Origin of the sequence: Corynebacterium endometrii (assembly GCF_004795735.1) — a bacterium.
GTDB classification, from domain to species: Bacteria; Actinomycetota; Actinomycetes; order Mycobacteriales; family Mycobacteriaceae; genus Corynebacterium; species Corynebacterium endometrii.
The window spans coordinates 2334244-2360280 of the sequence record NZ_CP039247.1 but is presented as its reverse complement, the minus strand read 5'-3'; the positions used below and the strand labels follow the sequence as shown (position 1 = coordinate 2360280).

Sequence of the window (26037 nt, the reverse complement as noted above, 5' to 3'; positions counted from 1 at the left end):
ACCTTACAACCCCAGGAATGAAAGGTCCCCAATCGCCGCGTATCCCAAAAACGCCACAGCATCGATTAGGAAATGCGCAATAACCAGCGGCCACACGCGCCCGGTGCGCAGGTAAAAGCCCGCGAAAATCACACCCATGGCCACGTTGCCAAAGCCGGCGGACACCCCCTGGTACAAATGATAGAGCCCACGGAGCACGGCGGAGCCCGCAATCACCGCGGGGACGGACCAGCGCAGCTGCCGCAGGCGCGTGAGCAACCAAAAGACCACGACGAGTTCCTCGCCGAAAGCATTCGCCGCGGACCACAGCAGTAGCGCCGGGGCCTCGACGAATGGATTAGCAAAGGACGTGGGAACAACCTCTTTGGTCCAGCCCATGTGCAGCGCGGTGACGTAGAGCGCCAGGCCCGGCAGGCCGATGAGGGCGGCGAGAGCGGCGCCGAAGGGGGTATCGGACGCACGGAAGCGGGGGAGGCGGATCCCCTCGCCCGCCAGCAGGAACAACACCAACGCGCCGTAGGCGAAGAGTACCCCGGCGGAGCAGAGCTGGAGGGCAACGTCGAGCCAGGCAAAATTGGACTGGGACGCGTTGAGCGTCACGGACTGCTTGTTGAGCGGGACCGGGGACAGCAGCGCATTGATGAGGCGGAGAACCGAGCGGACGCCGGAGACGCCAAAGGTAATGGCCAGCACGATGAGAATCTCGGCGCGCAGGCGCGATGGCGAAAGTGAGGCAGGCATGGGCCCAAGACTAGTACGGTGGAGCACATGACAACCGTTGCATACCTGGGACCTTCCGGCACGTTTACTGAGGCCGCGATGCTCAAACTCGTTGACTTGGCTGGGTTAACGGCCGTTGAGCCGCTGGCCGTGAGCTCCCCGTCCGCCGCCTTTGCCGCCGTGCGCGCCGGGGACGCGGAGTACGCCTGCGTGGCCATCGAGAATTCCGTGGACGGCGCGGTGACCACCACCCACGACGCGTTCATAGAGGGCGAACCGGTGCAGGTGTACCGCGAAACCTCGATTGAGGTGGCGTTTGCCATCATGCTGCGCCCGGGCGAGGACCTAGCCGGCGCCAAGCGCATCGCCACCCACCCCGTGGCGTACAACCAGGTGCGCGGCTGGCTCGCGGACAACGCGCCGCACCTGGAGTTCGTGCCCGCGTCCTCTAACGCCGCGGCGGCCGAGATGGTGGCCGCCGGCGAGGCTGACGTGGCGGCGGCGCCGGAGCGGGCCGCGTCGTTGTTTGGCCTGGATATTGTGGCGCGCGAGGTGGCCGACGTCCGCGGCGCAACCACCCGCTTTGTCCTGGTGGGCCGCGCCGGCAGGCCCACGCCCCGCACGGGAAATGACTGCACCTCCGTGATCTTCACGCTGCCGAACGAGCCGGGCTCCCTGGTGGGCGCGCTCCAGGAGTTTGCCCACCGCGGCGTGTCCATGTCCCGCATCGAATCGCGCCCCACGCGCAAGGTGTTCGGCACGTACCGCTTCTACGTTGACCTTTCCGGGCACATCGATGACGCGCAGGTGGCCGAGGCGCTGCGCGCGCTGTGGCTGCGGTGCGAGGAAATCACGTTCGTGGGCTCCTGGCCGGCGCAGGGGCAGGCCGAGCCCGCGGCGCATGAGCCGTCCCGCCTCCGGCAGGCCGACGAATGGGTAGCGAAGGTCCGATCCGGCCAATAGGCTGGGAGACTATGAGCGGCAGAATCATCCTCGTCCGGCACGGGCAGACGTTTTCCAACATTGAACGCTTCATGGACACCCGTCCGCCTGGCGCGGAACTAACCCCGCGCGGGCGCGAGCAGGCCAGCGCGGTTGGCGCGGAACTCGCCGAGGTCACGGGCGCAGGGGGCGGCGAACCCGGGCGTGTAAAGGGCATTGCGTGCTCCGTGGCGCTGCGCGCGCAGCAGACCGCAATGCTGTTGCGGGAGGCGCTGGAGTTAGAGGCCCGACTGCCGGAGCGAAGCGTGTCGGTAGAGGTGGTGGCCGGGATCCATGAGGTCTTCGCGGGCGAGCTTGAAATGCACAATTCCGAGGACGCCCACCGCGAGTACTCCACGGCGTTGCGCGGGTGGCTCTCCGGTGATGCGCAGGCCAGGATGCCTGGCGGCGAAAGCTACGTGGACGTGGTGGAGCGCGGGCGCCCGGTGCTCGAGGAAATCGCCGCGGAGCTGGGCGATGATGAGGACGTTATCGTGGTATCCCACGGCGCGGCCATCCGCATACTGACCAAGTACGCCGCGGATGTTGAGTCTGACTTTGCGTTCACCGGCTACCTGGCCAATTGCCGGTTTACGGTGCTCGAGCCGGGCGGCAGGCCGTTCGGCGAGTGGGAGCTAAAACGCTGGGCGGACTTGGACCTGTAGGCCGGGGTGTTAGCCCCACCCCAGTTCGTGGAGGCCGTGTTCGTCGATGCCAAAGTAATGGCCGAGCTCGTGGAAGACAGTCACCTTGACCTGGTGGGCTAGTTCGCTTTCCGTCTGGCACCAATCCTGGAGGGCGCCCTTGTAAATGAAAATGGCGTCCGGGAGGAAACCCGTGTGATCGAAGGTCCGTTCCGTTAAGGCCACCCCCTCGTACAGGCCCAGGATTTCCGGGTCTTCAGGGTTGTAATCTTCCACCATGATCACGAGGTTGCGCATGCGCGCGACGAATTCATCGGGGAGGCAGTCAAGCGCGTCGTTGACCATCTCATCGAAACGTTCTTCGCTGACGGAGACCACGGCTTACCTGCGCTGCTTACTGCGCCGGCGCGGCCGGGGCCTGACCTGGCTCGGCTGGGGCGGGTGCCGGTGGCTGACCGGCCTCGGACCGCAGCGGGTTGCGCTTCGGCTGGGCGGTGGGAGGGGCGCCATTGATGCTGAGCGCCTCGCGCCCATCGGTGGCGGAACCCACGATCGTGGAGAAGGAGTTGGTGGCTGGGTTGGCATGCATCAAAGAGCAATTCACTGAACGGGTGCCGCCGTTCCAGGAATCCTCCAACACCGTGCCCCAGTAGACCTGCAGCGTGGACTGGTAGAGGTTTTCCTCGCCGCCCATGTACTCCTCCGCGGTCTGGGCGCAGCGATCGGCAAGGAAGTCATCCTGTTGCCCGATCTCCGGGAAGCCCTCGGGGAAACGCTCGCCAAGATTGACCACCGCCGTGGTCTCCAGCTGGTGGGGTTCGGCGCAATCTACGGTGCGCAGCACCTGATCCTCACCTACGGCGCGGCAGTCACCCGCTTGCGCGATATTGGCCTGATCGTTGTCCACTACCTTGCCGGATGTGGGCAGCGGGGTGCCCTGTTCGTCGGTGGTCTGAAGGCCGCACAGCAAGGTGCGGTCACCGTTGGCCCAGGCGGACGCCGGCGGCAGGATTGGTGCGATGGCGTATTTTCCGGCCGGATCGAACTTGCCCCCCAGGTAGGTGATGGTGGCCGAATGGCACAGCTCTTCGCGCAGCTCGGCCTGGCGGGCCAGATCGGGCATGTCAGCATCGGGCCCAAACTCGCTGGTGGGGTAGATGCCTAGGTCCTCACGTTTTGAGACCTCGAAGCGATGCTCCTGCTCACACGGGGTCTGCTGGAAATTCGCTACGGCGCCGTCCTCAGCTACCTCCCAATTTAGGCAGGTGCCCACATCTGCGGTGGTAAACGGCGCGTTTGTCCCAACCACTTCACCTTCGGCGTTGGTGGTGGGTGCCGCTGAAGTGCCGCCCAAGATGGCGGAATCCGGGGAGCTAGCAAGGTCATAGCTTGCAACGAAGACGCCGGTGGCCAGGGCGGCGACCAGCATCGTGTTGACGGCGGCGCCTGAGCGCCAAGATGTAGCTGTGCTCATAAGAGTGCCTATCTTACCCGCCCCGGCTGGGACGGGGAGGTTTAGACGTCCAGCGCGCGGCCGACGCGGGTGGTCAGGCGGTAGCGGTCCGTGCGGTAGACGGAGGAACACCATTCCACGGGTTTATCGTTGCTGCGGGAGTATCGGATGATGTGCAGGAGCGGGGTGCCCTCAGCCACGTCGAGCAGGCGGGCTACCTCGGCGGTGGCGGCGATGGCGGTGACGGTCTGATCCGCCTCCGTGATGGGGACCTCAAAGTCGGCGTCCAGGATGGCGTAGACGGATTTGTACACGTCATTTTCTAAGAGGTTGGGCACGTAGTTGGCGTTGTACCAGCCGTCATCGATGGAATACGGCTCGCCGTCGCCCAGGCGCAGGCGGCGCAGGTGGGTATGCGTGATGGATGGGTCGGTGCCAAAGAACTCACTGACCTCCTCGGGCGGCGAGGCGCGGCCGGAGAGCAGGATCTTGGATGAGGCGCTGACGTCCTGGGCCCCCATCTCATCCGAGAAGCTGGCCAGGTGCATGCGGGAAACCAGGGGATTGGGGGCCACGAATGTGCCCTTGCCGCGCACCCGGCGGAGCCGGCCCGCGGCCACCAGGTCACCGATGGCGCGTCGCACGGTGATGCGGGAGACCCCATAGGCCTCCTCCAGCAGGCGTTCCCCGGGGAGGAGATCGCCAGGTTTCAGGGTGGTCCGGCACAGTTCAGAGAGGATATCCCGCAGCTGAGCGTGCTTGGGCACGGGTCCGTCAGTGATCTCACGGGCAGGCAAAGACGGCTTAGTGGTCATGTAACCATCTTAAGTCTCTGGTTATGACCAGATCAACCGCGTCTTCACGCCCGCGCGGGTGGGTACGTGGGGTAAGATCTTCGGCGTGATTGATCTCAAATTCCTCCGCGAAAACCCAGACGTTGTCCGTGCCTCCCAGGTCACCCGTGGCGAGGACCCGGCCCTAGTAGATCAGCTCATCGCCGCTGACGAGGCCCGCCGTGCTGCCATTTCCTGCGCCGACGAGCTGCGCTCCGAGCAGAAGGCCTTTGGTAAGAAGATTGGGCAGGCCGCCCCCGAGGACCGCCCGGCCTTGCTCGAGGGCTCCAACGAGCTCAAGGCCAATGTCAAGGAGGCCGAGGAGGCCCAGCGCGAGGCCGAGCAGGCCGTAGTTGATCTGCAGATGAAGCTGTCCAACGTAGTCGAGGGTGCACCGGCGGGCGGCGAGGATGACTTTGTGGTCCTCGAGCACGTGGGTGAGATCCCGGAGTTCGATTTTGAGCCGAAAGACCACCTGGAGCTGGGCGAGTCCCTGGGCCTGATTGACGTCAAGCGCGGCGCCAAGGTTGGCGGCGCCCGCTTCTATTACCTCACCGGTGACGGCGCATTCCTGCAGATGGGCATGCTGATGCTGGCTGCGCAGAAGGCGCGCGAGGCTGGTTTCCAGCTGATGATTCCGCCGGTCCTGGTCCGCCCGGACATCATGCAGGGCACCGGCTTCTTGGGTCAGCACTCCGACGAGGTCTACTACCTGCCTGCCGATGACCTCTACCTGGTCGGCACCTCCGAGGTTGCTCTGGCTGGTTATCACAAGGACGAGATCATCGATCTGTCTGATGGTCCGCTGCGCTACACCGGTTGGTCCTCCTGCTTCCGTCGTGAAGCAGGCTCGCACGGTAAGGACACCCGCGGCATCCTGCGCGTGCACCAGTTCGACAAGCTAGAGATGTTTGTCTACTGCAAGCCAGAAGATGCAGCCGAGCAGCACCAGCAGCTGCTGCAGATGGAAAAGGACATGCTCGCTGCCATGGAGCTGCCGTACCGCACCATCGATATCGCTGGTGGTGACCTGGGTGATTCCGCAGCACGTAAGTACGACAACGAGGCATGGGTCCCCACGCAGCGCACCTACCGTGAGCTGACCTCGACTTCGAACTGCACCACCTTCCAGGCACGTCGTCTGTCCATCCGTTACCGCGATGAAAATGGCAAGGCTCAGACTGCCGCCACGCTGAACGGCACCTTGGCTACCACCCGCTGGCTGGTGGCTATTCTGGAAAACCATCAGCAGGCCGATGGCTCTGTCGTGGTTCCGGAAGCACTGCGCCCATTCGTGGGCAAGGATGTCTTGACCCCGAAGAAGTAAAACGCAGTCGATTTTTGAAGGCGCGCTTGTGAAAATCAACGTTTTTCAAAATCTCTTCTACCGTGGCGCCGTTGAACTCGCGCGCGTCTTTGTCGCATTAGAAGGCTGGAAGATTCGCACCAGTGGTGAGGACAACATCCCCACCAAGGGCGGTGCCGTGGTGGTCATTAACCACACCGGCTACATGGACTTCGTCTTCGGCGGGTTCATTCCGCGACTGCAAAACCGCTTGGTGCGCTATCTGACCAAGGCCGGCATCTTTGAGGTCAAAGGTGTCGGTGCTGCCATGCGCGCGATGGGCCATATCCCGGTCGACCGCGTGGATGGTACCGAGTCTTTCTACAACGCGGTGGACCTCGCGCGCGCCGGACACCTGGTGGGTGTCTTCGCGGAGGGCACTATCTCGCGCAGTTTTGAGATTCGTTCCATGCGCACCGGTGCTGCCCGCATTGCCCATGAAGCCGGCGTGCCGATTGTTCCGCAGGTCATCTTTGGCTCCCAGCGCATCTGGACCAAGGGGCAGAAGAAGAACTTTAAGCCGTCTAAGACCCCGATTTTCATTGAGGTGCTCGAGCCTTTCCACCCCACCGGTGATGCAGAGGCCGATACGGCGGAGCTGCGCCGGCGGATGCAGGAGGGCATTGAAAAGCTTTGGGGCCTCTACGAAGCCGAGTTTGGCGAGATGCCCAAGGGTGAGTTCTGGGTGCCGGCCCGCTTAGGCGGCGGTGCGCCGACCCTGGAGGAAGCTGAAGCTGCTGACCGCGAGGTTGAGGCTGAGCGTTACCGCGAGCGTCGCCTGCGCCATGACCTGATCGGTCTGCGCGACCGCATTTCCCAGACCACCTCGGAATTGGTGCATGAGCGCCTGGCCCTTCCAGCGAAGGCCCAGGTAGAAGAGGTCAAGCGCACCGCGCCGGAGACCCTGGAGTGGATCCAGGACAACCTCAACGCAGTAGTTGAGGAGGCCAACCGTGGCATTGATGAAAGCCGTGGCAAGGTCACCGAAATTATGAACTCGGTCAAAGCGGACATCGCGGAAGCCCAGGCCTCGCTGTCGACGAGCAGCAAGGAAATCTTCGCCGGCTCCCCGCTGGAGCAGGGCTTACTCTCAGCAGCAACTCAGTCGCGTCTGATTGTTTCCCGCCTGCCGCACCGGATGAAGGCCAACTACTCGGACATCCCGCGCGTGCTGGCAGTCGATGAGACCGCGTTGTTGTTTAAGGATGGCCAGCTCAACTCCCGTCTGCGCCAGGCGCTTGAGGATGTCTACCCGACCGCAGAGGTCCTCGTCGTGATGTCTGCCCATGCTGCCGCGCATGACGATGACACCATCGGCGCCGATATTCCGCAGGCCCTGTGGCGTATTGAGCACAACGGCGCTGTCGTCCGCCAAGGTGGCGATGTCATTGCTGTACATGGCATTGATGCCGCGCAGGTCGAGGCCATCAAAGCCGCGGCTGAGGCTGCTGACCTGCAGATTGAGTGGTCGACCGAAGGTGATGAGGTCGTAGCGGGCCTGGCAGTCGGCACCGTCGACGGCGTACGGGAAGCCTTGGGTGAGTCTGCTGAGGGCCTGCAGCTTAACGACGATGTCAACGGCGTCGTCATTACTGCTGCCTCCCGCTTGAAGGCAGCGGCAGTTGTGCTGGAGAACCTGGAAGCTGCAGAAGAAGACGCGTTGGTCTTTGCCGGCGAAGCAGGCGATGAGACCTTCATGACGGAAGCCACCGTCGTGGCACTAGAAACCGCACCGATTGATGTGGTGAAGAATGCAGAATCTGTGACGTATTCGGCTGATAAGAACGGCATTGCAGAGGTGCTGGAAGCCATGTTTAGGCTGCAGAACAAGAAGAAGTAATAACCAGTCCGTTCGGGCGTCTCGCGTAGCGGGGCGCCCTTTTTCGATCCCTAATTCCCCCTAATTGGGGTAGTTTTCCTTTTTGTTTGGCTTTGGAAACTTGCAAAATCGCCTGGTTACGATAGGGAAACTTACGGGTGCGTAACCTCACAGGTTATGCCAGGCTGAGGAACATACCATAAGGATAAGGAGAAAATTTCTTCGCTGCCTCGCCACTAGAACAGGGGCACACCAAACCAACTACCAGCTGCGTCTGGGGTACCAGAAGTACCGCCGCGAATGGAGTCGCAGCCGCTAGCGAGAGGAGATGAGGTCAGTAATGGCCAAGCTAAGCAATCACGGCTTTAACAATGAGTACTTCGACAATGCCTGGAACAACTACGAGAACGAGGAATATGACGTCGTTATCATCGGCGGCGGTTCCGTCGGCGCTGGTGCTGCAGTCGACGCAGCCACCCGCGGCCTGAAGACCGCAGTCATTGAGGCCCGCGATTTCGCTTCTGGTACCTCGTCGCGTTCCTCCAAGATGTTCCACGGCGGCCTGCGTTACCTGGCGATGTTGGACTTCCGCCTGGTCGCTGAGTCCCTGCACGAGCGCGAACTCAACATGTCCACCCTGGCACCGCACCTGGTCAAGCCACTGCGGTTCATCTTCCCGTTGACCCACCACGTGTGGGAGCGTGTCATGATGTTCGGCGGCTTCACCCTCTATGACCTCATGGGTGGTGCTAAGAGCGTGCCGATGCAAAAGCATCTCACCCGCAAGGGCGTGCTCAAGCGCGCACCGGGTCTAAAGGACGATGCCGTCGTCGGTGGCGTTCGTTACTTCGACACCCTGGTCGACGATGCTCGCCATACCATGACCGTGCTGCGTACCGCAGCCGAGTACGGCGCCAGCGTCCGCCCGCACACCGAGGTCATCGGCTTTGAAAAGAACCGCTCCGGCCGCATCACCGGTGCCAAGGTCCGTGATACCGCCACCGGCCGCGAGACCGTCATTCACGGCAAGTCCTTCATCAACGCCACCGGCGTGTGGAACGACAAGATCCAGGACATGGCCGGTGTCCAGGGCAAATTCACCGTTCACGCTTCCAAGGGCGTGCACATCGTCGTGCCGAAGGATGCCCTCGATTGCGAGGCCGCACTGTGCTTCGTCACCGAAAAGTCCGTGCTCTTCGTCATTCCGTGGGGTGAGTACTGGATCATCGGTACCACCGACACCGACTGGGAAAAGGGCCTGGACCTGCCAGAGCCAGCACCGACCAAGGCCGATATCAAGTACATCCTGGATGAGGTCAACCAGCGCGTCGAGCGCCAGATCACCCAGGACGACATCGTTGGCGTCTACTCCGGTCTGCGCCCGCTGCTGTCCGGTAAGTCCGACTCCACCAGCAACCTTTCCCGCAACCACGCTGTGGCCAAGGTCGCCCCGGGCATGGTTTCGGTCGCCGGTGGTAAGTACACCACCTACCGCGTCATCGGTAAGGATGCCGTGGACCTGGCAGCCAAGGAACTCAAGCGTGAGGTCCCAGAATCCGTCACCGAAAACACCCCGATTCTGGGCGCCGATGGCTACCACGCCCTGGCCAACCAGGTGCCAACCCTGGCGCAGCGTTATGGCCTGAGCGAAGAAACCATCGAGCACCTACTTGGCCGCTACGGCTCCCTGATTGGTGAGGTGCTGGCTCCTGCTGCTGACGATGCCTCCTTGCTCGAGACCGTCCCGAACGCCGAGTCCTACCTGTGGGCTGAGGTCCGCTACGCCGTGACGCATGAGGGTGCACAGCACCTCGACGACATCATTAACCGTCGCCTCCGCGTGGCCATCGAGTACGGCGACCGCGGTGTGGATTCCGCAGACGCCATCGCCGAATTCGTGGCACCTTTGCTGGACTGGGGCGATGCACAGCGTGAGAAGGAGGTTGCCAACTTCAAGAACTTCGTCGACGCCGAGCTCCAGGCTGAAGCTGCTCTGACTGACCGCGAAGCTAACGACATCATCGTCCGTGCTTCCCGGGCACAGCAGGCATAATCCCCGCGGGAAAGGTACAGCCTCATGACTGGAACTGATGCTTTTCTCTGGGAGTTCATCGGCACCGCACTGCTGCTGTTATTGGGTAACGGTGTGTGCGCCCTGGTTAACCTGCGCACCTCTGGCGCGAAAGGCTCTGACTGGATAGTTATTGCCTTGGGCTGGGGCTTGGGCGTCTTCGTCGGCGCCAGTGTTGCGGACCCCACCGGTGGTCACCTCAACCCAGCGGTCACCGTGATGCTGGCCGTCAACGGCGACCTCGACTGGGGCCTGGTGCCCTTCTACTTCTTGGGCCAAATCCTCGGCGCGATGCTGGGTGCATTCCTGGCCTGGGCTGCATTCAAGCAGCTTTTCGATGCCAACAACTACGACGACGCCGGCAACGTCACCGGTGCCAACAAAGACACCGGCGGCATCTTCTTTACCTCCCCGGCACATCCGCACAACGGATGGAATGCCGTCACGGAGTTCATCGCCACAACCGTGCTGTTGATGTTCATCGCCTTCGGCCCTGCCGGTGGTGAACTCGGCCCGCTGAGCTACTTCGGTGTTGCTTTCGTCGTCGTCGCAGTCGGTTTGTCGCTGGGTACGCCAACTGGTTACGCGATTAATCCGGTGCGTGACCTGGGCCCGCGCCTGATGTATGCGTTTGTCCTTCCCATTAAGGACAAAGGAAGCGCACAATGGAACTATGCCTGGGTGCCGGTGGTAGCCCCGCTGCTGTCCGCTGTCGCCGTGGGCCTGTTGTCCATAGCGCTATAAGTCCTATAAGCCACAGCATCACCTACTGCATCCTTTAAAGACACAGGAGAAAAACTATGACCGCTAAGAAATACGTCGTAGCGATCGACCAAGGCACCACCTCGACGCGCTGCATCCTCTACAACCACGACGGCGATCCGGTCTGCTCCGGCCAGTTTGAGCACGAGCAGATCTTCCCCGAGCGTGGCTGGGTCGAACACGACCCGATGGAAATTTGGAACAACACCCGCCGCGCAGTCGGTGAGGCCATGGCCAGCGGCGACATCAACGTTGAAGACATCGCTGCTGTGGGTATCACCAACCAGCGCGAAACCACCGTCGTGTGGGATAAAAACACTGGTGAGCCGGTCTACAACGCCATCGTCTGGCAAGACACCCGCACCACCGGCATCTGCAAGGAGTTAGCTGGCGACGAAGGCCCGGACAAGTGGCGCCAGCGCACCGGCCTGGTGATTAACTCCTACCCGGCGGGCCCAAAGGTGAAGTGGATCCTCGACAATGTCGAGGGTGCTCGCGAACGCGCCGAGAAGGGCGACCTGCTCTTTGGCACCATCGACTCCTGGCTGCTGTGGAATCTCACCGGCGGCGCGGATGGCGATGCCGGCGAAGAGGCCCTGCACGCCACCGACGTCACCAACGCTTCTCGCACCCTGATGATGGACATCAAGACCCTCAAGTGGGACGAGGAACTGTGCGAAGCCATGGGCATTCCGATGTCCATGCTCCCGGAAATCCGTCCTTCCATGGCCGACTTCCGCACTGCCCGCGTGCGTGGTGCGCTGCCGGGTGTCCCGATTCGCGCCATCTTGGGCGACCAGCAAGCCGCCATGTTCGGCCAGGGTTGCTTCCGCTCCGGTTCGGCGAAGAACACCTACGGCACCGGCCTGTTCTTGCTGCTGAACACCGGCACCACCCCGAAGTTCTCTGACAACGGCCTGCTGACCACTGTCTGCTTCCAGCGTGAAGGCGAGCGCCCGGTTTACGCACTCGAGGGTTCGGTCTCCATGGGCGGTTCCCTGGTGCAGTGGCTGCGCGATAACCTGCAGCTCATCCCGAACGCCGCCTCTGTGGAGAACATGGCCCGCGAGGTCAAAGACAACGGTGGCGTCTACATCGTCCCGGCATTCTCGGGTCTGTTTGCTCCCTACTGGCGCCCGGATGCCCGCGGTGTCATCGTGGGCCTGACCCGCTATGCCAACCGCAACCACCTCGCCCGCGCGGTGCTTGAAGCTACCGCCTACCAGACCCGCGATGTTGCCGATGCGATGGTGGCGGACTCCGGCGTGGACATCAAGGAACTGCGCGTGGACGGCGGTATGACCCACAACGAGCTGCTCATGCAGTTCCAGGCCGACATCCTTGGCGTGGAAGTCCACCGTCCAAAGAATGTGGAGACCACCGCGACCGGTGCGGCTTTTGCAGCCGGCATTGGTGCCAACTTCTGGGATGACCTGCAGGCCATCGCCAACCAGCGCGGCGACCTGACCATCTGGAAGCCAAAAATGGAACAAGAAGAAGTAGATGCCCTCTACAAGGACTGGAAGCGCGCCGTGCGCCGCTCCCTGGACTGGGAGGAAGCACCAGAAGGCGACGACGTCTTCTAAACATCCTTAAAATGGAAGGCTATGTTCGACTCTGCGCCGGCACCGCGGCTAATCGCTAGTGATATTGATGGCACGTTTCTCGACCCGAACCACCGGGTGAGCAAGAGAAACCGTGATGCGGTGTTGCGCGCGCACCAGGCCGGGACGCACTTTGTCCTGGCCACGGGTCGGCCCTACCGCTGGATTGCCCCGGTACTCGATCAGCTTCCGCTGCGCCCGTTGTGTGTGACCGCCAATGGGGCAGTGCTTTACGATGCCGACTCCGACAACGTACTGGAGGCCCACGAAGTCGCACCCGGCGTTTTGTCCCACGTAGTCGACATCGCCAAACAAGCTTTTGCACCCCACGGCGGGGTCTCCTTCGCCGTCGAACGCGCTGGCAAAAGCGTGCGCGATCCCCTCGATGAACTCTTCGTGGTGGACCATTCCTACTCCGAAGAACCCGTCTTTGATGGCTTCGGCATCGCCGCCCTCGACGATCTCGTCTCCGTACCTGCGGTGAAACTCTTGGTGCGCAACCTGCATCTATCCGCACCAGAAATGTACGACGTGCTGGCCCCACACGTGGACCAGAACAAAGCACACGTGACCTACTCCATGAACGAAGGCATCCTCGAAGTCGCCGCCCCTGGTGTGACCAAAGCCAAGGGCCTGGATGCTGTCGCACAGCACTTCAACGTCACCGCCGAGCAAACCATCACCTTCGGCGATATGCCCAACGACATCGAAATGCTGCAGTGGGCCGGTACCGGCGTCGCCATGGGCAATGCAGCCCCCGCAGTCAAAGAAGCCGCCGACTTCGTCACCACACCCAACAGCGAATCCGGTGTGGCCAACGTCCTCGAGCGCTGGTTCTAACGAACCAGCGGTAAAACAAACTGACCAACAGCGTCATAAACAGAGGAAAAGCGCTCTAGACCTAGGGAATCTAGAGCGCTTGTTTCCGCAAAACCACGGAAGTCGCTGGAAGGGGTTACCCCCTCCCGATTAAAGTCGCGTCGGCGACTTTAATCGGTGAAGACGTTGACGGTTTCAGACTCTGGGTCGTAGGCGATTTCGCCGCCCTGGAACTGAACCTTGACCTCCTGGCCGTTGCCGGTCAGTTCCTCACCGGAGGTTGGCAGACCCAGCTCGGCAGCATTCTCACCGCTGGCCCAAGCCTTGGCGATTTCACCAATTAGGGCGTGGGTGCCGGTCTCCTCGGAGGAGAGCATGACGCCGTTTTCGAAGATCTGGGAAATGATGCCGGATTCGTCGTCGACCTCAGGACCACCCACGGACAGGCCAAGTGCTGGGCCGAAGGCATTCAGTGCCGTAGTCCAGGACTTCTCCAGGTTCGGGTTACCGGTCAGGGTGACAATCCGGGACACGATGTTCGGGATCTCACCGAGGGTCAGGCCACCGATGACCTCTTCGTCAGCATCCGGGGTCTCGATGCGGTCGTTGCGGACCAGCACGGTAAAGACGACACCAGCGATGACAGTCAGGGCCTGGATAACCGGCATTGGGATGTCCACGTTGCCCACAGAGGAGTTCGCTGTAGCTGGCTGCGGCTGGTTCGGCTGCTGCGGGCGGGATGGCTGCGACGGCTGGCTCGGCTGGGAGTTCTGGTCACCCCAGTTGATGCCACCGGAGTTGCTACCGGAGCGCACCGCGTCGTACTTAGCCTTAGTGGCCTGGCGAATCTGTGGCCACTTGCTAATGACATTGCGGCCCGGGCAGGCGGTGTAATGAAGGTCAGCGTGACCGTGGAAGGCCGGAACGTTGGCGACAACGCCAGCACCATAGCGGGCGCCGCTGAAGCCGCCGGAACGCAGGCTAGCGCGACCGCTTGGATCGAAACCGGAGATAGCAGCCTTCCAGCCGGCAATCTCAGCCACGGAGTTCAGCATTTCCTGCGGAGGCTGGGCGACCTCGAAGTTGCCCAGCATCGAAATACCCCAGGTGTTGGAGTTAAAGCCACCGACGTGAGCGCCCTGGACAGCCTTGTCCAGGCCACCGTAACGGCCTTCGTAAATGGTGCCGTACTGGTCCACGATGGCGTTGTATCCGATATCGCACCAGCCCAGGGTGCGTGCGTGGTAGGTGTAGTCACCGCGCAGCTGTGCACGAGCCTGCGCTGGGGTGTAGTTGTTGTTACCCGCAGTGTGGTGCAGGGTCAGTGCCTTCACGCCACGGTCGTAGGTCGGGTTCTGGCAGCGCAGGCCTTCGTTCGCACCCCAACCAGCACGGGAGACAACGCGCGGTGCATTCGGGCTAAACGCGGTCGGCTCGATGACCTCGCCTTCCTGGGCGTTGCCATCGATAAAGACTGCCTCGAGATCGTCAACACCGGTACCACCGGTGTTCTCGGTCTCTGCAACCGGAGCGATGTCACCGTAGTTGGTGTTCAACGGAGCAACAGCGCCGTCGTTAGCTTCGGAGTCCTCGTTGGTTCCCTCATCGTTGGATGCTTCTTCTTGGGAAGCATCCGGCGTGTCGATGTCCGCGGAGTGCTCAGCAGCAGGGGAGTTGTCTGCGGCTGCATTCTCGTCGCCTTCTTCAACGGGGACCTCGGTTGGGGCGTCGCCAGATTCTGCTTCGGCGGAATCCAGGTTGGTGCCTTCGAAGAGATCGACGTTGCCGACGTTGACCTGGACGTCGTTGGTGGGGCCAACCCAGATCAGTTCGGTACCGCTGGTGCCCTCAGCTTCGTTTTTGAGGGTGTCCATCTCGTACCACTGGGACCAGGAGCCGTCCTCCTGCTTGGCGCGGACGAAAGCAATGATGTCGCGCTGGCCCGGCCAGGTGATAGCGAACATGGAGAATTGCTCGTCGCGGTGGAACTGCTTGACGGCACGGGAAGCTTCGCCGCCACCCTGGGTAGCGATAGCGGGGTCGTCGACGACGATGGTTTCGCCGTCGCCGAAGCCAGAGCTAGCCGTGGTCGCATCGATAGGGCCGGAGCCTTGGCTTTGGGTCTTAAGGACTTGGTTGCCACCGAAAGCGGCAGCGGCGACCAACGCTACGGAAGTAACCGCGGCGATCACGGGGGTCGGCCACTTGGACCGCGTCGGAACTAGTCGACGTCGTAGTTGCACTGCATTCTCCCTAGGTTTTGCGCAATGTAAGCCTGTAAACGGGCCTGCCTGTTAAAACAGTACCCAAAATAGGCGGAAGTTAATAGTTGGGGGCCATGTTACTTCTGTGACAACTTTTATGCATGTTGTGACATGCGGCGTGTTGCGTGTTGCCGAAGTACTGAATGTATTAACGGCTAATCTGGAGGGCATGACTTCTTATGACCTCATCGTCGTTGGATCCGGATTCTTTGGCTTGACCGTTGCCGAGCGCGCAGCATCGCAGCTGGGCAAGAAGGTGCTCATCGTCGAGCGCCGCAATCACCTAGGTGGCAACGCCTACTCCGAGGCAGAGCCAGAAACCGGCATCGAGGTGCACAAGTACGGTGCCCACCTGTTCCACACCTCCAATAAGCGCGTGTGGGACTACTGCAATCAGTTCACGGAGTTCACGGACTACCGCCACCGCGTGTTCGCTATGCATAACGGCACCGCCTACCAGTTCCCCATGGGCCTGGGCCTGATCAACCAGTTCTTCGGCAGGTACTACACGCCGGACGAGGCGCGCAAGCTCATCGCGGAGCAGGCCGGCGAAATCGCGCCCGAGGACGCAAAGAACCTGGAGGAAAAGGCCATCGCCCTCATCGGCCGCCCGCTGTATGAGGCGTTCATCCGTGATTACACCGCCAAGCAGTGGCAGACGGATCCAAAGAACCTGCCGGCCAGCAACATCACCCGCCTGCCGGTGCGCTACACGTTCAATAACCGCTACTTCAATGACACCTATGAGGGCCTGCCGGTGGACGGCTACACCGCGTGGCTGGAGAAGATGGCGGACAACGAGCTCATCGAGGTGCGGCTGAACACCGATTGGTTCGAGGTCCGTGAGGAACTGCGCGCCGCCAGCCCCGAGGCCCCGGTGGTCTACACCGGTCCGCTGGACCGCTACTTCGATTACTCCGAGGGCAGGCTAGGCTGGCGCACCTTGGATTTCGATCTCGAGGTGCTAGACACCGGTGATTTCCAGGGCACCTCGGTGATGAACTACAACGACGCCGACGTTGACTACACCCGCATCCACGAATTCCGTCACTTCCACCCGGAGCGCAAGAACCAGTACCCGTCCGATAAGACGGTCATCATGAAGGAATACTCCCGCTTTGCCAAGGAGGGTGATGAGCCGTACTACCCAATCAACACCCCAGAGGACCGCGCGATGCTGGAGGCGTACCGCAAGCGCGCCGCCGTCGAGGCGGAGGAAAATCGAGTTCTCTTTGGTGGGCGCCTGGGCACCTACCAGTACTTGGACATGCACATGGCCATTGGATCCGCGCTGAGCATGTTTGACAACAAGCTGGCCCCATTCTGGAAGGATGGAAAGGCGATCGAGCAAAAGCGCGGCCACTAAGGCCTAGGTTTGGCCCATCCCATGCCCCGGAGTCCCCATGGATTCCGGGGCATATTTTTTGCGCCGGGGCACCAATCCCGCGGCCGGGAAATGCCGCACTGGGGGTGATTGGTTGTTTAGAAAGCCCGCGTCTTTTCTTTATGTCTTTACTAACGGTTTAAGATTCCTCCTAAAGAAAAGGCCGCACTTGCACACATAGCGCTTGAGAAAGATGCTTGCGAGAGGCGGTTGGTTGTCATTGGAGGCGAAAAATGAACATTGAGATGTCCCTGGTCCAATCCGCGGGATTCGCGATGATCCTGCTCATCCTGGGCATGTGGCTGAAGAATCGCATTTATATTTTCGAGCGTTTCGCCATTCCTGCGCCGGTAATCGGCGGATTCCTCTTCTCCCTGGTGAACCTGGTGTTCTACCAGACGGGCATCCTGACGCTGACGTTTGACGTCACGCTGCAGTCCTTCTTCATGATCGTCTTCTTCACCACCGTGGGCTACGGGGCTTCCATCAAGGTGCTCAAGGCGGCCGGTCCCAAGGTGGGGCTCTTCTTGGTACTGGCCACGGGTTTGACCATCTTCCAAAACGCCGTGGCCTTTGGGCTGGCGCCGGTTGTGGGCTTGCCCGCAGATTTGGCGCTGATGAGCGGTTCGGTGTCCATGACCGGCGGCCACGGCGTGTCCGGCGGCATCGCCCCGCTGGTCGAGGCGGCCGGGACCGCGGGCGCGGAGACGGTGGCCTATACCTCGGCAACCTTCGGCCTCGTGGCCGGATCGCTGATGGGCGGACCGCTGGCGAACCGCCTCATCACCAAGTACAAGCTGATGGAGCAGAAGTCCGCCGAGGTGGACATCGATGAGTCCATCCTGCAAAAGAGCAACAGGCGCCTGCGCGGGGATCGCATCATGCACGCCTTCGTCATGATTTTGCTGGCCATGTTCGCGGGCAGCTACATCTCCGACGCCATGAATGCGGCCGTGCAAAACCTCACCGATAAGGCCGCGTTCCCGGCTTATGTTGGCCCGATGCTGGTGGCCATCGTGCTGCGCTACATCAACGATTCCCGGGAGCAGAAGGAATACAAGGAGCTGGTTCCGGTCGATGAGATCGAGGTGGTGGGCACGGTTGGCCTGAACATCTTCCTGGCCATGGCGCTGATGAATATCAAGCTCTGGGAGCTGGCCTCCGTGGCCGTCCCGCTGCTTATCCTGCTGCTGGGTCAGGCGATACTGATGTGGCTGTGGGCCAACTTCGTCACGTTCCGCTTCATGGGCAAGGATTACGATGCCGCCGTACTCGCCGCCGGCCACTGCGGTTTCGGTATGGGCGCTACGCCAAACGGCATGGCCAATATGGATTCCGTGGTCTCTAAGTTTAGGCAGTCCCGCCTCGCCTTCTTCATCCTGCCGATTGTGGGCGGCATGTTCATTGACTTCGTCAACCTGTTCAACATCCTGGGATTCATGGCAATCGCGTAGCCGCGCCATCGAGGCCCCTGCGCTTGGCGCGGTTGCGCGGCGCACCTTTCGGGACGCAATATAATTAGGCGTCCCTAATTGGATTGCCCCCAAAAATGTTTTAAAGTTAACGACAGGTTAACTAAATGGGGTCCAGAAGGGGATCGGCATGATTGGCAATCAGGAACGCTTTGCGCAGCTGCGTGAGGATCTGCACGTGAAGTACGGCCACCGAGTGGCGGAGAATGTCATCGATGAAAAGCTGGATGAACTCATCGCCAGCCACACCGCTAACGCGAAGGTGGAGGACTTCATCCCAATCTTCGTGCAGCGCGAGGCGGAGGAATTCTTTGGCGCCGCCCGCCCGCACGTTCGCTTCGCCGCCGGTGACAACCACGCCCTAGCGGAGCGCGCGGTTGAGCTCACCGTCAAGCATGGCGGGTCCAGCATTGAGGCGGATGCCGTTCACATCCTCGAGGGGCGTAAGTCGCTGGCCGAGATGCCCAACTTCCTCGTCTACCTGGGGGCGGACGTGGCCGCGGACGGGGCCCAGGCGCAGGCGGCGCATGACGTGCACATCTGGCACGTGGACACCAGCGGTTCGGCAATCGCGGCCGAGGACGATCTTGAATACCGCGTGCTCTACATGCTGGGCCGCCTGGGCATCGAGCCGGTCACCGGGGCGCCGGTCCCAACCCAGCGCCCGGCAAACGAGGAGCGCGCCTCTTAGGTAGCGCTTGCCCTCCAGGCATCTGGCGCTCAGCCGGCGCCCCATCAGGGCCCGGGCGGTCTAAGGCGCTAGAACCCGCGGGAACCGCCGCCGCCGGAAACCCGGGGGAGGAATAGCCGGTCGTGGCGCTACCGGTGGAGAGATCCACTGCGCTGTGGACGGTTACGTCCGTGGTGTGCCACTCGTTGATGAGCGCGTACGGCACGTAATAATGGCCCATGCCCGGGGCCCAGCCGGCATCTCCCAGGCGGGGAGCGGTGTGCGCCCGCTCCGGGGCGTCCGTGGTGGCGTACAGGGAGGTCTTCAGGTGCTCCATCAGCACCCCGTAATCGCGCAGGATGGCGGAGTATTCATCCATGAATTCGCCGGCGGGGGCGGTGGGGGATTTATCGCGCAGCGCGGTAATGCGCTCGCCCAGCAAGACCAGTTCGGTGTGCAGGTTCCCCTTTGCGTCCAGATCGCCGGCCTCGAGCTCGGCGGCGCGCACGTCCTCAAGCAGCTCGCTGAGCTGGCGCCTGCGGACGGTGGCATCCCCCTTTTCGATGCTGAATAGGGTCTCAATTTGTTCCTCGGCGCGCTGGGCAGCCCGGACGGACTCGTAGGCGGAATCGATCTCCGATTCGTTCGCCAATAGCTGCTTATCGCCGGCTTTATCGAAGCGGCCCACCACGTCGGTGGTGCGGTCAAAGGCGCCGCGCACCCGGCCCCATTCGAGGCGCAGGGAATCATTGGCCAGCGCGGAGGTCAGGGAGTTGGCGCGGATGTCAATCTCGTCGAGGCGCAGCGCCACGTCGGCGTGGTGTTCGCGGATGTAGCCCAGCCGCTCGCGCAGCCGCGCCACCTTCTTGCGGCGCGCGCCCACCACCGTTAGCCCAATGCCCCCGGCGAATAAAACGCCCACCCCGCCCAGGGCGCCGCCCACCAGCGGCCAGTTGGTGGGTTCGGAATCGGAAGCATCGCGGCGGATGGAGTTATCCGCCGACGCGCGCAGGCCCTCGGTGAAACCTACGGCGTAGTTGCCGTCGGCAAACGCGGGCTGCATCTCGTCTAAGATTCCGTCCAGGCGGCCATCGCCGTACATGTCCATGCTGGCGCAGACGTCATCGCCGCAGTAGACGCCCATGCGGTTGGGGTCTAGCCCCACGACCAACAGCAGCAGGCCGGGGGCGTATTTATTTTGGGATTCATTGAGCAGTTCCGGGCGCTCATTCTCCCCAAACTCCAGCACCGTGTCGTTGAGATTGTCCTCATTGTCCGCAAATGTCAGGAAGGTCACGTGGCTGACGGTGTCAGGCAGCCGGGCCTGGGTGGCCTCGGTGGTAAGAAGCTGCTCATCGGACGGGGAGAGGATGTCAGCGCCATCCACGAAATCCACACGCGGCGGCTGTTCCTGCGCGGCGGCAACCGGAAACGCGGCGCCGAGGGCCGCTGCCGCTGACACTACGGTTACTGTGAGCCATTTCATGTGCCCCAGCGTACCGCGCAAATTCGCCGCTGGCATGCCCCGGCGCCCAAGAATTTTGCGCGCTGCCAGGGCGAAACTGGCTGTGCGCGGCGCGTGCAGGAGGGGTAGGGCATGGATCCGCAGTAATCTGGAGGGTCGAAGAACGTAGAACTTAACTCGGGAGAATTGACCTACCGTGGCAACTACAGACACTAAAGCCTTTGAGGCTCTGGCCCGCATCATCCTGCCTAAGCGCGGGGAGCCGCATGACGTGCGCATGCTGTACCTGATCGAGTCCGAGCACAATAATCACCGCCTGAAGTGGACGGACCGCACCTCCGTGTTCATTCCTGCCCTGGCAGAGGTCTCCTTCGAGACGTACTTCAATGCGTTCCCGGCCAGCTACTGGCGCCGCTGGTCCCAGCTGGATTCCGTGATTTTGAGCCTGGAGTTCGAGGGAACGGCCACCATTTCCTTCTACCGTTCTAAGGAAAATGGCCAGCGCATCTCCATCTCCCACGAACAGATTGAGACCGGTCAGCATGAATTTGAGCTGCCGCTGAAAAACTTCGAGGACGGCGGCTGGCTGTGGTTTGACATCACCGCTGAGACGGACTGCCAGCTGGCCAACGCGGCGTGGTGCTCTCCCGCAGCGCCCCAGCCTCAAACTCTGCCCGACGGCACCCAGTACCCCGTCCAGGACAAAAAGGTCGCCGTGGGTATTCCCACCTTCAACCGCCCGCAGGACGCCGTGGCGGCGCTGCATGCGCTGAAGGAAGATCCCGTGGTAGACGGCATCATTGACTACGTCCTGATGCCCGATCAAGGCACCCAGCACCCCGCGGATGAGCCGGGCTATGATGAGGCCGTGGAGCACTTCGGTGAGCGCTTCCGCGAGTTCCGTCAGGGCAACCTGGGAGGCTCCGGCGGCTACTCCCGCATCATGTTCGAGGCGCTGGAGTCCACCGAATCGCCATACATCCTGTACATGGATGATGACATCGCGATCGAGCCGGATTCCATCCTGCGCGCGGTCCAGGTGGCGCGTTACGCCGCCAAGCCAATCATCGTCGGCGGGCAGATGCTCAACCTGCAGGAACGCAGTCAGCTGCGCACCACCGGCGAGCGCGTCAACCGCGCAGACTTCATGTGGGGCGAGGCGCCCCACGCCGTCTACGACCATGACTTTGCCAAGTACCCGCTGCGCGCCATCGGCGACGCGCAGAGCCACAAGAACCCGAACAGTTATGACTCCCGCGCGCTGCACCGCCGCGTCGACGTAGAGTACAACGGCTGGTGGATGTGCCTGTTCCCGCGCGTGGTGGCTGAGACCATCGGCCAGCCGCTGCCGCTGTTTATCAAGTGGGATGACACGGAATATTCCCTGCGCGGCGCCGCGAACGGTTTCCCAACCGTCACCTGGCCCGGCGCCGCCATCTGGCACATGGCCTGGGCGGATAAGGATGATGCTATTGACTGGCAGGCGTATTTCCACCTGCGCAACCGCCTCATCGTGGCCGCCCTCTACCACGGCGGTGACGCCAAGGGCATTACCAGGTCCATCTTCAAATCCACCCTCAAGCACACGATGTGCATGGAATACTCCACCATGGCCATCCAAATCGAGGCGATGAAGGATTTCCTGGCCGGCCCCGACCAGCTCTTCGACATCCTGGAATCCTCCCTGCCCCGCATCGCGAAGATCCGTTCCGGCTTCGACGATGCCGTCATCATCGAATCCGCCGACCAGCTGCCGGCGCCGACCGGCGCGCCGGGCGTGCCCACCAAGAACATCGGCGGCCGCCTGGGCAAGGTCAAGAAAATTCCGTGGCTGCTCAAGTCCGTGCGTCACCTGATGACGCAGGAGGATAAGGCCCACCATGAGGCGCCTCAGCTGAACCTGACGCCCGAGGAGGCCCGGTGGTTTACCCTGTCCCGCCTGGATTCCGCGACCGTTTCCACCGCGGGCGGCACGGGCGTGGCCTTCCGCAAGCGCGACCGCGAGCTGGCCAAGGACCTGGTTAAGCAAACCCGCGAGCTGCTGGGCGAAATCGAGGCCCGCTTCCCGCAGCTGCAAGACGAATACCGGGCCGCGCTGCCCGAGCTGACCAGCCGCGAGTCCTGGAGGAAGATCTTTGAGTAAGCTATCCGCGCCGCTCGACGCGATCGCCCCGTATGAATCTCGCATCTTGGAAAAGATCCAGCTGGCCGCCTATGACAAGCCCGGGGTGCTGCCGGCCGCGCGCGGCCTGTCCCACGTGGGTGAGCATGCGCTTGGTTGGATGGGCGCCGCCGCAGTCGGGGCCGCCGTTGCCCACGGGAACAACGATGCCCCGCGCCGCCGCCAGTGGGTAGCGGTGGGGGCTAGCGCCCTGGTGAGCCACGCGGCGTCGGTAGTGATAAAGCGCGTGGTGCGCCGCAAGCGCCCCGCCTATGATTACGTTCGCGTTGGAGTGGGCACTCCGTCTAAACTATCCTTCCCATCCTCGCACTCCACCTCCACGACCGCCTTCCTGGTGGCCCTGGCGCGCATGACCGGTTCCCCGGCCCCGCTGCTGGGCGTGCCCGTCATGATGGCCTCACGAATGGTACTGGGAGTGCACTACCCGTCCGATACCGCCCTCGGCGCCGCCTTGGGTGCGGCCACGGCTGAAGTGGTCACCCGCTATGAAAGGAAGACTGCATGAGTGATTCCATCTCCAACGAGGCGCCCGCCCAGGTGGGCCACGGAGACGGCGAACAAAGTATCTTCCACTCCGAGCCCCACACCTCCGGCGTGGACACCGGGCGCAAGCGCAAGCCGCCGAAGAACCTGGCGGACGGCATGGTCAAGGCCCTGCGCCCCAAGCAATGGGTCAAAAACGTGTTGGTGCTGGCCGCCCCGGCGGCCGCCGGCGCCGAGGCGCTCTTCCACACCCGCGTCCTCCTCGACGTGGCGCTGGCCTTCGTGGTCTTCTGCTTCGCCGCGTCTTCCATCTACCTGATCAATGACGCGCGCGACGTGGAAGCGGACCGCGAGCACCCAACTAAGCGCTTCCGCCCCATCGCGGCCGGCGTGCTGCCGGTGGGGATGGCGTACGCGATGGCGTTCGTGCTCATCGCGCTGTCCATCGGCCTGTCCTTGCTGGCTACGTCCGGCGTGGCGCTGGCCGTGGTCATGGCCGTGTACATCGTGCTGCAGCTGGGATACTGCTTCGGCTGGAAGCACATGCCGGTGATTGATATTGCGCTGGTCTCTTCCGGCTTCATGCTGCGCACCATGGCCGGTGGCGTGGCGGCGGGTATTACCCTGTCCCAATGGTTCCTGCTCGTGGCGGCGTTCGGATCCCTGTTCATGGCGTCCGGTAAGCGATACTCGGAAATCCTGCTGGCCGAGCGCACCGGCGCCAAAATCCGCAAAGCCCTGGAGGGCTACACGCCTACCTACCTGCGGTTCGTGTGGACCCTGGCCGCAACCGCGGTGGTCATGTCCTACTCGCTGTGGGCGTTTGAGCTGTCCAACTCCGTCGAGGGTATCGCCGGGATTGGTTACCAGGTATCCATCGTTCCGTTTACCATCGCTATCTTGCGCTACGCGGCCGACGTGGACCGCGGCCACGGCGGCGCCCCGGATGAGATTGCCCTTGAGGACCGGGTCCTGCAGATCCTGGCGCTTGCCTGGATCGCCTGCATCGTGGTGGCGGTCTACATCATCCCAACCGTCACTTAAATCACGCCTGGTCATTTAAGCGGCGCCCTTCTTTGCTGCTAAAATTCCCATTCATGCATAACGCCAATACCTCCACTCGTAACCGTCTTCCTAGCCTGGCGGTTGCCGGGGGTATTGGCGTTTTGGCGTTGTGGGCGGCCATCGACCGCCGCTGGATGAGCGATGACGGGCTCATCGTCCTGCGCACCGTCCGCAACCTGCTCGAGGGCAACGGCCCGGTATTCAACGCGGGCGAGCGCGTGGAGGCTAATACCTCAACCCTGTGGCAATACCTGATCGTCGTGGGCCACTGGCTAAGCGGCGGGGGCTCCCTCGCCGCGGTCGCTACGTGGCTGGCCATCATCCTGTCCACCGCCGCCATGGCGATTGGCGCATGGGCCACCGCCACCACCTTCGGGCGCCCGGAACAATTCCGCGGCGGCCGCCACTCCATGCCCGCCGTTGCCCCCGTGCGCCCATGGCTGTTGCCGGCCGGTGCCCTGGTATACCTGGCCCTTCCGCCGGCGCGCGACTTTTTCACCTCCGGCCTGGAGTGGGGGCTTTCCATCTTCTACCTGGCCGTGCTGTGGTGGTTGCTTACCCGCTGGGCGCAAAGGGCTGAGGTCTTCGCCCGGGGCGATGAGCGGCGCGCCGCGCTCGATGCGGGGGCCCTGCTCCTCGCCTTCTGGGCGGGCCTGTCCTGGCTGGTGCGCCCGGAGCTTGCGCTCTACGGGGGGATTACGGGAATCGTCCTGTTCATCGCCCACCGTAACTGGCGCTCGTGGCTGGCGATTCTAGCGGTGGCGCTGCCGCTGCCCGCGGGCTACCAGATCTTCCGTATGGGCTACTACGGCCTGTTAACGCCGCATACCGCGGTGGCCAAGTCCGCCTCCGGCTCCGCCTGGGGAAGTGGCTTTGCCTACCTGGGTGATTTTGTTGGCCCGTATTGGCTGTGGCTGCCGCTGCTCATCCTCGCGGGGCTGGCCTTGGGGCTGACCCTCGCGCGGGTGGTGAACCCGGCCGAGCGTGCCGTGCGTTCCCAATTCACCGCCGCCGCCATTATGGTGGGCTGCGCGCTGCTGCACTTTGTGTATGTCTTGCGCGTGGGTGGGGATTTCATGCACGGGCGCATGCTGCTGCTGCCCTTATTCGCGGTGCTGCTTCCGGTTTTCGTCTTGCCGCTTAAGTCCATGGCCGTTGCCGTTGGCACTGGCATCATCGCGCTGTGGGCGCTCATTGTGGCGTGGCGCGGGCACCAGGTGGACTGGGCCGAATTTGAGGAGCCGGATTTTACCGTGGTGGATGAGCGCGAGTACTGGACGTACGTCACGGGCCGCGAACCAGATAACCCACCGAAGAATGAAGTGGACTTCCAGAAAATGCGCCTGCTACGCGGTTTTGACAACGGCCTCGAGGGCCTTGCGGCCGGGGATGCGATGGCGTTTACGTACCGGGAGGACCCGAATGACAAGTGGAGCGTCAACTGGCTGTCCACCGCCCGCGACCCTGAGCGCACCGATCCGCCGACCCTGTACCTGATTAACTTGGGCATGTCCTCGATGAACGCGCCCCTAGACGTGCGCGTGTTGGACACTATTGGTCTGGCGACCCCTCTGGCCGCGCGCCAGCCCCGCATCGAGGACGGGCGAATCGGCCATGATAAGTCCTTGGACCTCGTGTGGCGGGCCGCCGATTCCGCCGTGGCGATCGAGGCCTTGCCGGAATGGCTCGACAGGCAAGCCGTAGCCCGGGCCCGTCAGGCGCTCGAGGCCCCCGAGTTCCAAGAGCTGTTTGCCACCTACCGCGATCCGCTCACCGTGGAGCGTTTCTTTGGAAACATGAAGTGGGCGCTGACGGATGGCCGCACGTTGCAACTTTCCGGCGACCCGGAATTTTACCTCAAATAAGGCTCCGGCCTCTCAAGCGTTATGCGTTATACGCTGGGCGAAAGTGTGCTACGCTAATCAGCGTTTTGTTATTGATCCGTAACGCTTTCGCGTCGAGCGTTAACGCTTACGGGTTGGGGAGCGATAGACCTATTGC

The 26037-nt window shown here is 62.5% G+C and carries 21 protein-coding genes; 15 read left to right on the top strand and 6 right to left on the bottom strand.

The window, feature by feature from the left end; all coding sequences use genetic code 11:
- Positions 1 to 3 precede the first annotated feature (3 nt).
- Positions 4 to 741 carry a CPBP family intramembrane glutamic endopeptidase gene (locus CENDO_RS10585; protein ID WP_136141982.1) on the bottom strand — a complete coding sequence of 246 codons (738 nt, stop codon included), beginning with the start codon at positions 739 to 741 and terminating at the stop codon, positions 4 to 6.
- A 27-nt stretch (positions 742 to 768) separates the two neighbouring features.
- Here CENDO_RS10585 and pheA point away from each other — a divergent pair, with 27 nt between their 5' ends.
- A complete protein-coding gene (gene pheA, locus CENDO_RS10580; protein ID WP_136141981.1) occupies positions 769 to 1683 on the top strand; it encodes a prephenate dehydratase in 915 nt (304 codons plus the stop codon).
- 11 nt (positions 1684 to 1694) lie between these two features.
- Positions 1695 to 2366 (top strand): histidine phosphatase family protein, encoded by a 672-nt coding sequence (locus CENDO_RS10575; RefSeq protein ID WP_136141980.1) that lies wholly within the window; start codon positions 1695 to 1697, stop codon positions 2364 to 2366.
- Between the two features lie 9 nt (positions 2367 to 2375).
- Here the strand turns inward: CENDO_RS10575 and CENDO_RS10570 are convergent, their stop codons facing one another.
- Genes CENDO_RS10570 through CENDO_RS10560 form a run of 3 tightly spaced genes read right to left on the bottom strand, consistent with a single transcriptional unit; the run spans position 2376 to position 4613 of the window.
- Positions 2376 to 2723: a metallopeptidase family protein gene (locus tag CENDO_RS10570; protein WP_136141979.1), complete on the bottom strand. Its 348-nt coding sequence runs from the start codon at positions 2721 to 2723 to the stop codon at positions 2376 to 2378.
- A gap of 16 nt (positions 2724 to 2739) precedes the next feature.
- Positions 2740 to 3819 carry a septum formation family protein gene (locus tag CENDO_RS10565; protein WP_136141978.1) on the bottom strand — a complete coding sequence of 360 codons (1080 nt, stop codon included), beginning with the start codon at positions 3817 to 3819 and terminating at the stop codon, positions 2740 to 2742.
- 41 nt (positions 3820 to 3860) lie between these two features.
- A complete protein-coding gene (locus CENDO_RS10560) occupies positions 3861 to 4613 on the bottom strand; it encodes a GntR family transcriptional regulator (protein WP_136141977.1) in 753 nt (250 codons plus the stop codon).
- A gap of 85 nt (positions 4614 to 4698) precedes the next feature.
- Between CENDO_RS10560 and serS the strand changes: the two genes are divergently transcribed.
- The 6 genes from serS to CENDO_RS10530 all read left to right on the top strand — a co-directional run bounded on the left by serS (position 4699) and on the right by CENDO_RS10530 (position 13072).
- Positions 4699 to 5958: a serine--tRNA ligase gene (serS, locus tag CENDO_RS10555; RefSeq protein ID WP_136141976.1), complete on the top strand. Its 1260-nt coding sequence runs from the start codon at positions 4699 to 4701 to the stop codon at positions 5956 to 5958.
- A 28-nt stretch (positions 5959 to 5986) separates the two neighbouring features.
- Entirely contained in the window at positions 5987 to 7816 is a 1830-nt protein-coding gene (locus CENDO_RS10550; RefSeq protein WP_246014292.1) for a lysophospholipid acyltransferase family protein, read from the top strand.
- Positions 7817 to 8135: 319 nt separating this feature from the next.
- Positions 8136 to 9848, top strand: coding sequence for a glycerol-3-phosphate dehydrogenase/oxidase (locus CENDO_RS10545; protein ID WP_136141975.1), 1713 nt, complete (start codon positions 8136 to 8138; stop codon positions 9846 to 9848).
- 24 nt (positions 9849 to 9872) lie between these two features.
- A complete protein-coding gene (locus CENDO_RS10540) occupies positions 9873 to 10610 on the top strand; it encodes an MIP/aquaporin family protein (protein ID WP_136141974.1) in 738 nt (245 codons plus the stop codon).
- Between the two features lie 56 nt (positions 10611 to 10666).
- Positions 10667 to 12214: a glycerol kinase GlpK gene (glpK, locus tag CENDO_RS10535; RefSeq protein ID WP_035106313.1), complete on the top strand. Its 1548-nt coding sequence runs from the start codon at positions 10667 to 10669 to the stop codon at positions 12212 to 12214.
- A gap of 21 nt (positions 12215 to 12235) precedes the next feature.
- Positions 12236 to 13072: an HAD family hydrolase gene (locus CENDO_RS10530; RefSeq protein WP_136141973.1), complete on the top strand. Its 837-nt coding sequence runs from the start codon at positions 12236 to 12238 to the stop codon at positions 13070 to 13072.
- A gap of 149 nt (positions 13073 to 13221) precedes the next feature.
- Here CENDO_RS10530 and CENDO_RS10525 read toward each other — a convergent pair whose 3' ends face one another.
- The gene (locus CENDO_RS10525; RefSeq protein ID WP_246014291.1) at positions 13222 to 15243 is read right to left on the bottom strand and encodes an N-acetylmuramoyl-L-alanine amidase; all 2022 of its coding nucleotides are present in this window, start codon (positions 15241 to 15243) and stop codon (positions 13222 to 13224) included.
- A 241-nt stretch (positions 15244 to 15484) separates the two neighbouring features.
- On the opposite strand from CENDO_RS10525, the gene glf reads away from it, so the two are divergent.
- The 3 genes from glf to CENDO_RS10510 all read left to right on the top strand — a co-directional run bounded on the left by glf (position 15485) and on the right by CENDO_RS10510 (position 18862).
- The gene (gene glf / locus CENDO_RS10520) at positions 15485 to 16681 is read left to right on the top strand and encodes a UDP-galactopyranose mutase (protein WP_136141972.1); all 1197 of its coding nucleotides are present in this window, start codon (positions 15485 to 15487) and stop codon (positions 16679 to 16681) included.
- A 251-nt stretch (positions 16682 to 16932) separates the two neighbouring features.
- Entirely contained in the window at positions 16933 to 18153 is a 1221-nt protein-coding gene (gltS, locus tag CENDO_RS10515) for a sodium/glutamate symporter (protein ID WP_136141971.1), read from the top strand.
- A 148-nt stretch (positions 18154 to 18301) separates the two neighbouring features.
- Entirely contained in the window at positions 18302 to 18862 is a 561-nt protein-coding gene (locus CENDO_RS10510) for a three-helix bundle dimerization domain-containing protein (RefSeq protein WP_136141970.1), read from the top strand.
- Here the strand turns inward: CENDO_RS10510 and CENDO_RS10505 are convergent.
- Positions 18807 to 20327: a DUF5129 domain-containing protein gene (locus CENDO_RS10505; RefSeq protein ID WP_168707205.1), complete on the bottom strand. Its 1521-nt coding sequence runs from the start codon at positions 20325 to 20327 to the stop codon at positions 18807 to 18809. The genes CENDO_RS10510 and CENDO_RS10505 overlap by 56 nt on opposite strands.
- 175 nt (positions 20328 to 20502) lie before the next feature.
- Between CENDO_RS10505 and CENDO_RS10500 the strand changes: the two genes are divergently transcribed.
- From CENDO_RS10500 to CENDO_RS10485, 4 genes are read left to right on the top strand one after another with little or no spacing between them, the layout of a single operon-like run.
- Positions 20503 to 22449 (top strand): glycosyltransferase, encoded by a 1947-nt coding sequence (locus tag CENDO_RS10500; protein WP_136141968.1) that lies wholly within the window; start codon positions 20503 to 20505, stop codon positions 22447 to 22449.
- Positions 22442 to 22993 (top strand): phosphatase PAP2 family protein, encoded by a 552-nt coding sequence (locus CENDO_RS10495; protein ID WP_136141967.1) that lies wholly within the window; start codon positions 22442 to 22444, stop codon positions 22991 to 22993. Before CENDO_RS10500 ends, CENDO_RS10495 begins: the two co-directional genes overlap by 8 nt.
- The gene (locus tag CENDO_RS10490) at positions 22990 to 24015 is read left to right on the top strand and encodes a decaprenyl-phosphate phosphoribosyltransferase (RefSeq protein ID WP_136141966.1); all 1026 of its coding nucleotides are present in this window, start codon (positions 22990 to 22992) and stop codon (positions 24013 to 24015) included. Before CENDO_RS10495 ends, CENDO_RS10490 begins: the two co-directional genes overlap by 4 nt.
- 53 nt (positions 24016 to 24068) lie before the next feature.
- Positions 24069 to 25901 (top strand): arabinofuranosyltransferase AftB family protein, encoded by a 1833-nt coding sequence (locus CENDO_RS10485; RefSeq protein WP_136141965.1) that lies wholly within the window; start codon positions 24069 to 24071, stop codon positions 25899 to 25901.
- Positions 25902 to 26037 lie beyond the last annotated feature (136 nt).

Excerpts from the sequence above, each read along its gene's own strand:
- CENDO_RS10585 (WP_136141982.1), bottom strand. The coding sequence starts at position 741 with ATGCCTGCCTCACTTTCGCCATCGCGCCTGCGCGCCGAGATTCTCATC.
- pheA (WP_136141981.1), top strand. The coding sequence starts at position 769 with ATGACAACCGTTGCATACCTGGGACCTTCCGGCACGTTTACTGAGGCC.
- CENDO_RS10575 (WP_136141980.1), top strand. The coding sequence starts at position 1,695 with ATGAGCGGCAGAATCATCCTCGTCCGGCACGGGCAGACGTTTTCCAAC.
- CENDO_RS10565 (WP_136141978.1), bottom strand. The coding sequence starts at position 3,819 with ATGAGCACAGCTACATCTTGGCGCTCAGGCGCCGCCGTCAACACGATG.
- CENDO_RS10560 (WP_136141977.1), bottom strand. The coding sequence starts at position 4,613 with ATGACCACTAAGCCGTCTTTGCCTGCCCGTGAGATCACTGACGGACCC.
- CENDO_RS10545 (WP_136141975.1), top strand. The coding sequence starts at position 8,136 with ATGGCCAAGCTAAGCAATCACGGCTTTAACAATGAGTACTTCGACAAT.
- CENDO_RS10540 (WP_136141974.1), top strand. The coding sequence starts at position 9,873 with ATGACTGGAACTGATGCTTTTCTCTGGGAGTTCATCGGCACCGCACTG.
- glpK (WP_035106313.1), top strand. The coding sequence starts at position 10,667 with ATGACCGCTAAGAAATACGTCGTAGCGATCGACCAAGGCACCACCTCG.
- CENDO_RS10530 (WP_136141973.1), top strand. The coding sequence starts at position 12,236 with ATGTTCGACTCTGCGCCGGCACCGCGGCTAATCGCTAGTGATATTGAT.
- glf (WP_136141972.1), top strand. The coding sequence starts at position 15,485 with ATGACTTCTTATGACCTCATCGTCGTTGGATCCGGATTCTTTGGCTTG.
- gltS (WP_136141971.1), top strand. The coding sequence starts at position 16,933 with ATGAACATTGAGATGTCCCTGGTCCAATCCGCGGGATTCGCGATGATC.
- CENDO_RS10510 (WP_136141970.1), top strand. The coding sequence starts at position 18,302 with ATGATTGGCAATCAGGAACGCTTTGCGCAGCTGCGTGAGGATCTGCAC.
- CENDO_RS10505 (WP_168707205.1), bottom strand. The coding sequence starts at position 20,327 with ATGAAATGGCTCACAGTAACCGTAGTGTCAGCGGCAGCGGCCCTCGGC.
- CENDO_RS10490 (WP_136141966.1), top strand. The coding sequence starts at position 22,990 with ATGAGTGATTCCATCTCCAACGAGGCGCCCGCCCAGGTGGGCCACGGA.
- CENDO_RS10485 (WP_136141965.1), top strand. The coding sequence starts at position 24,069 with ATGCATAACGCCAATACCTCCACTCGTAACCGTCTTCCTAGCCTGGCG.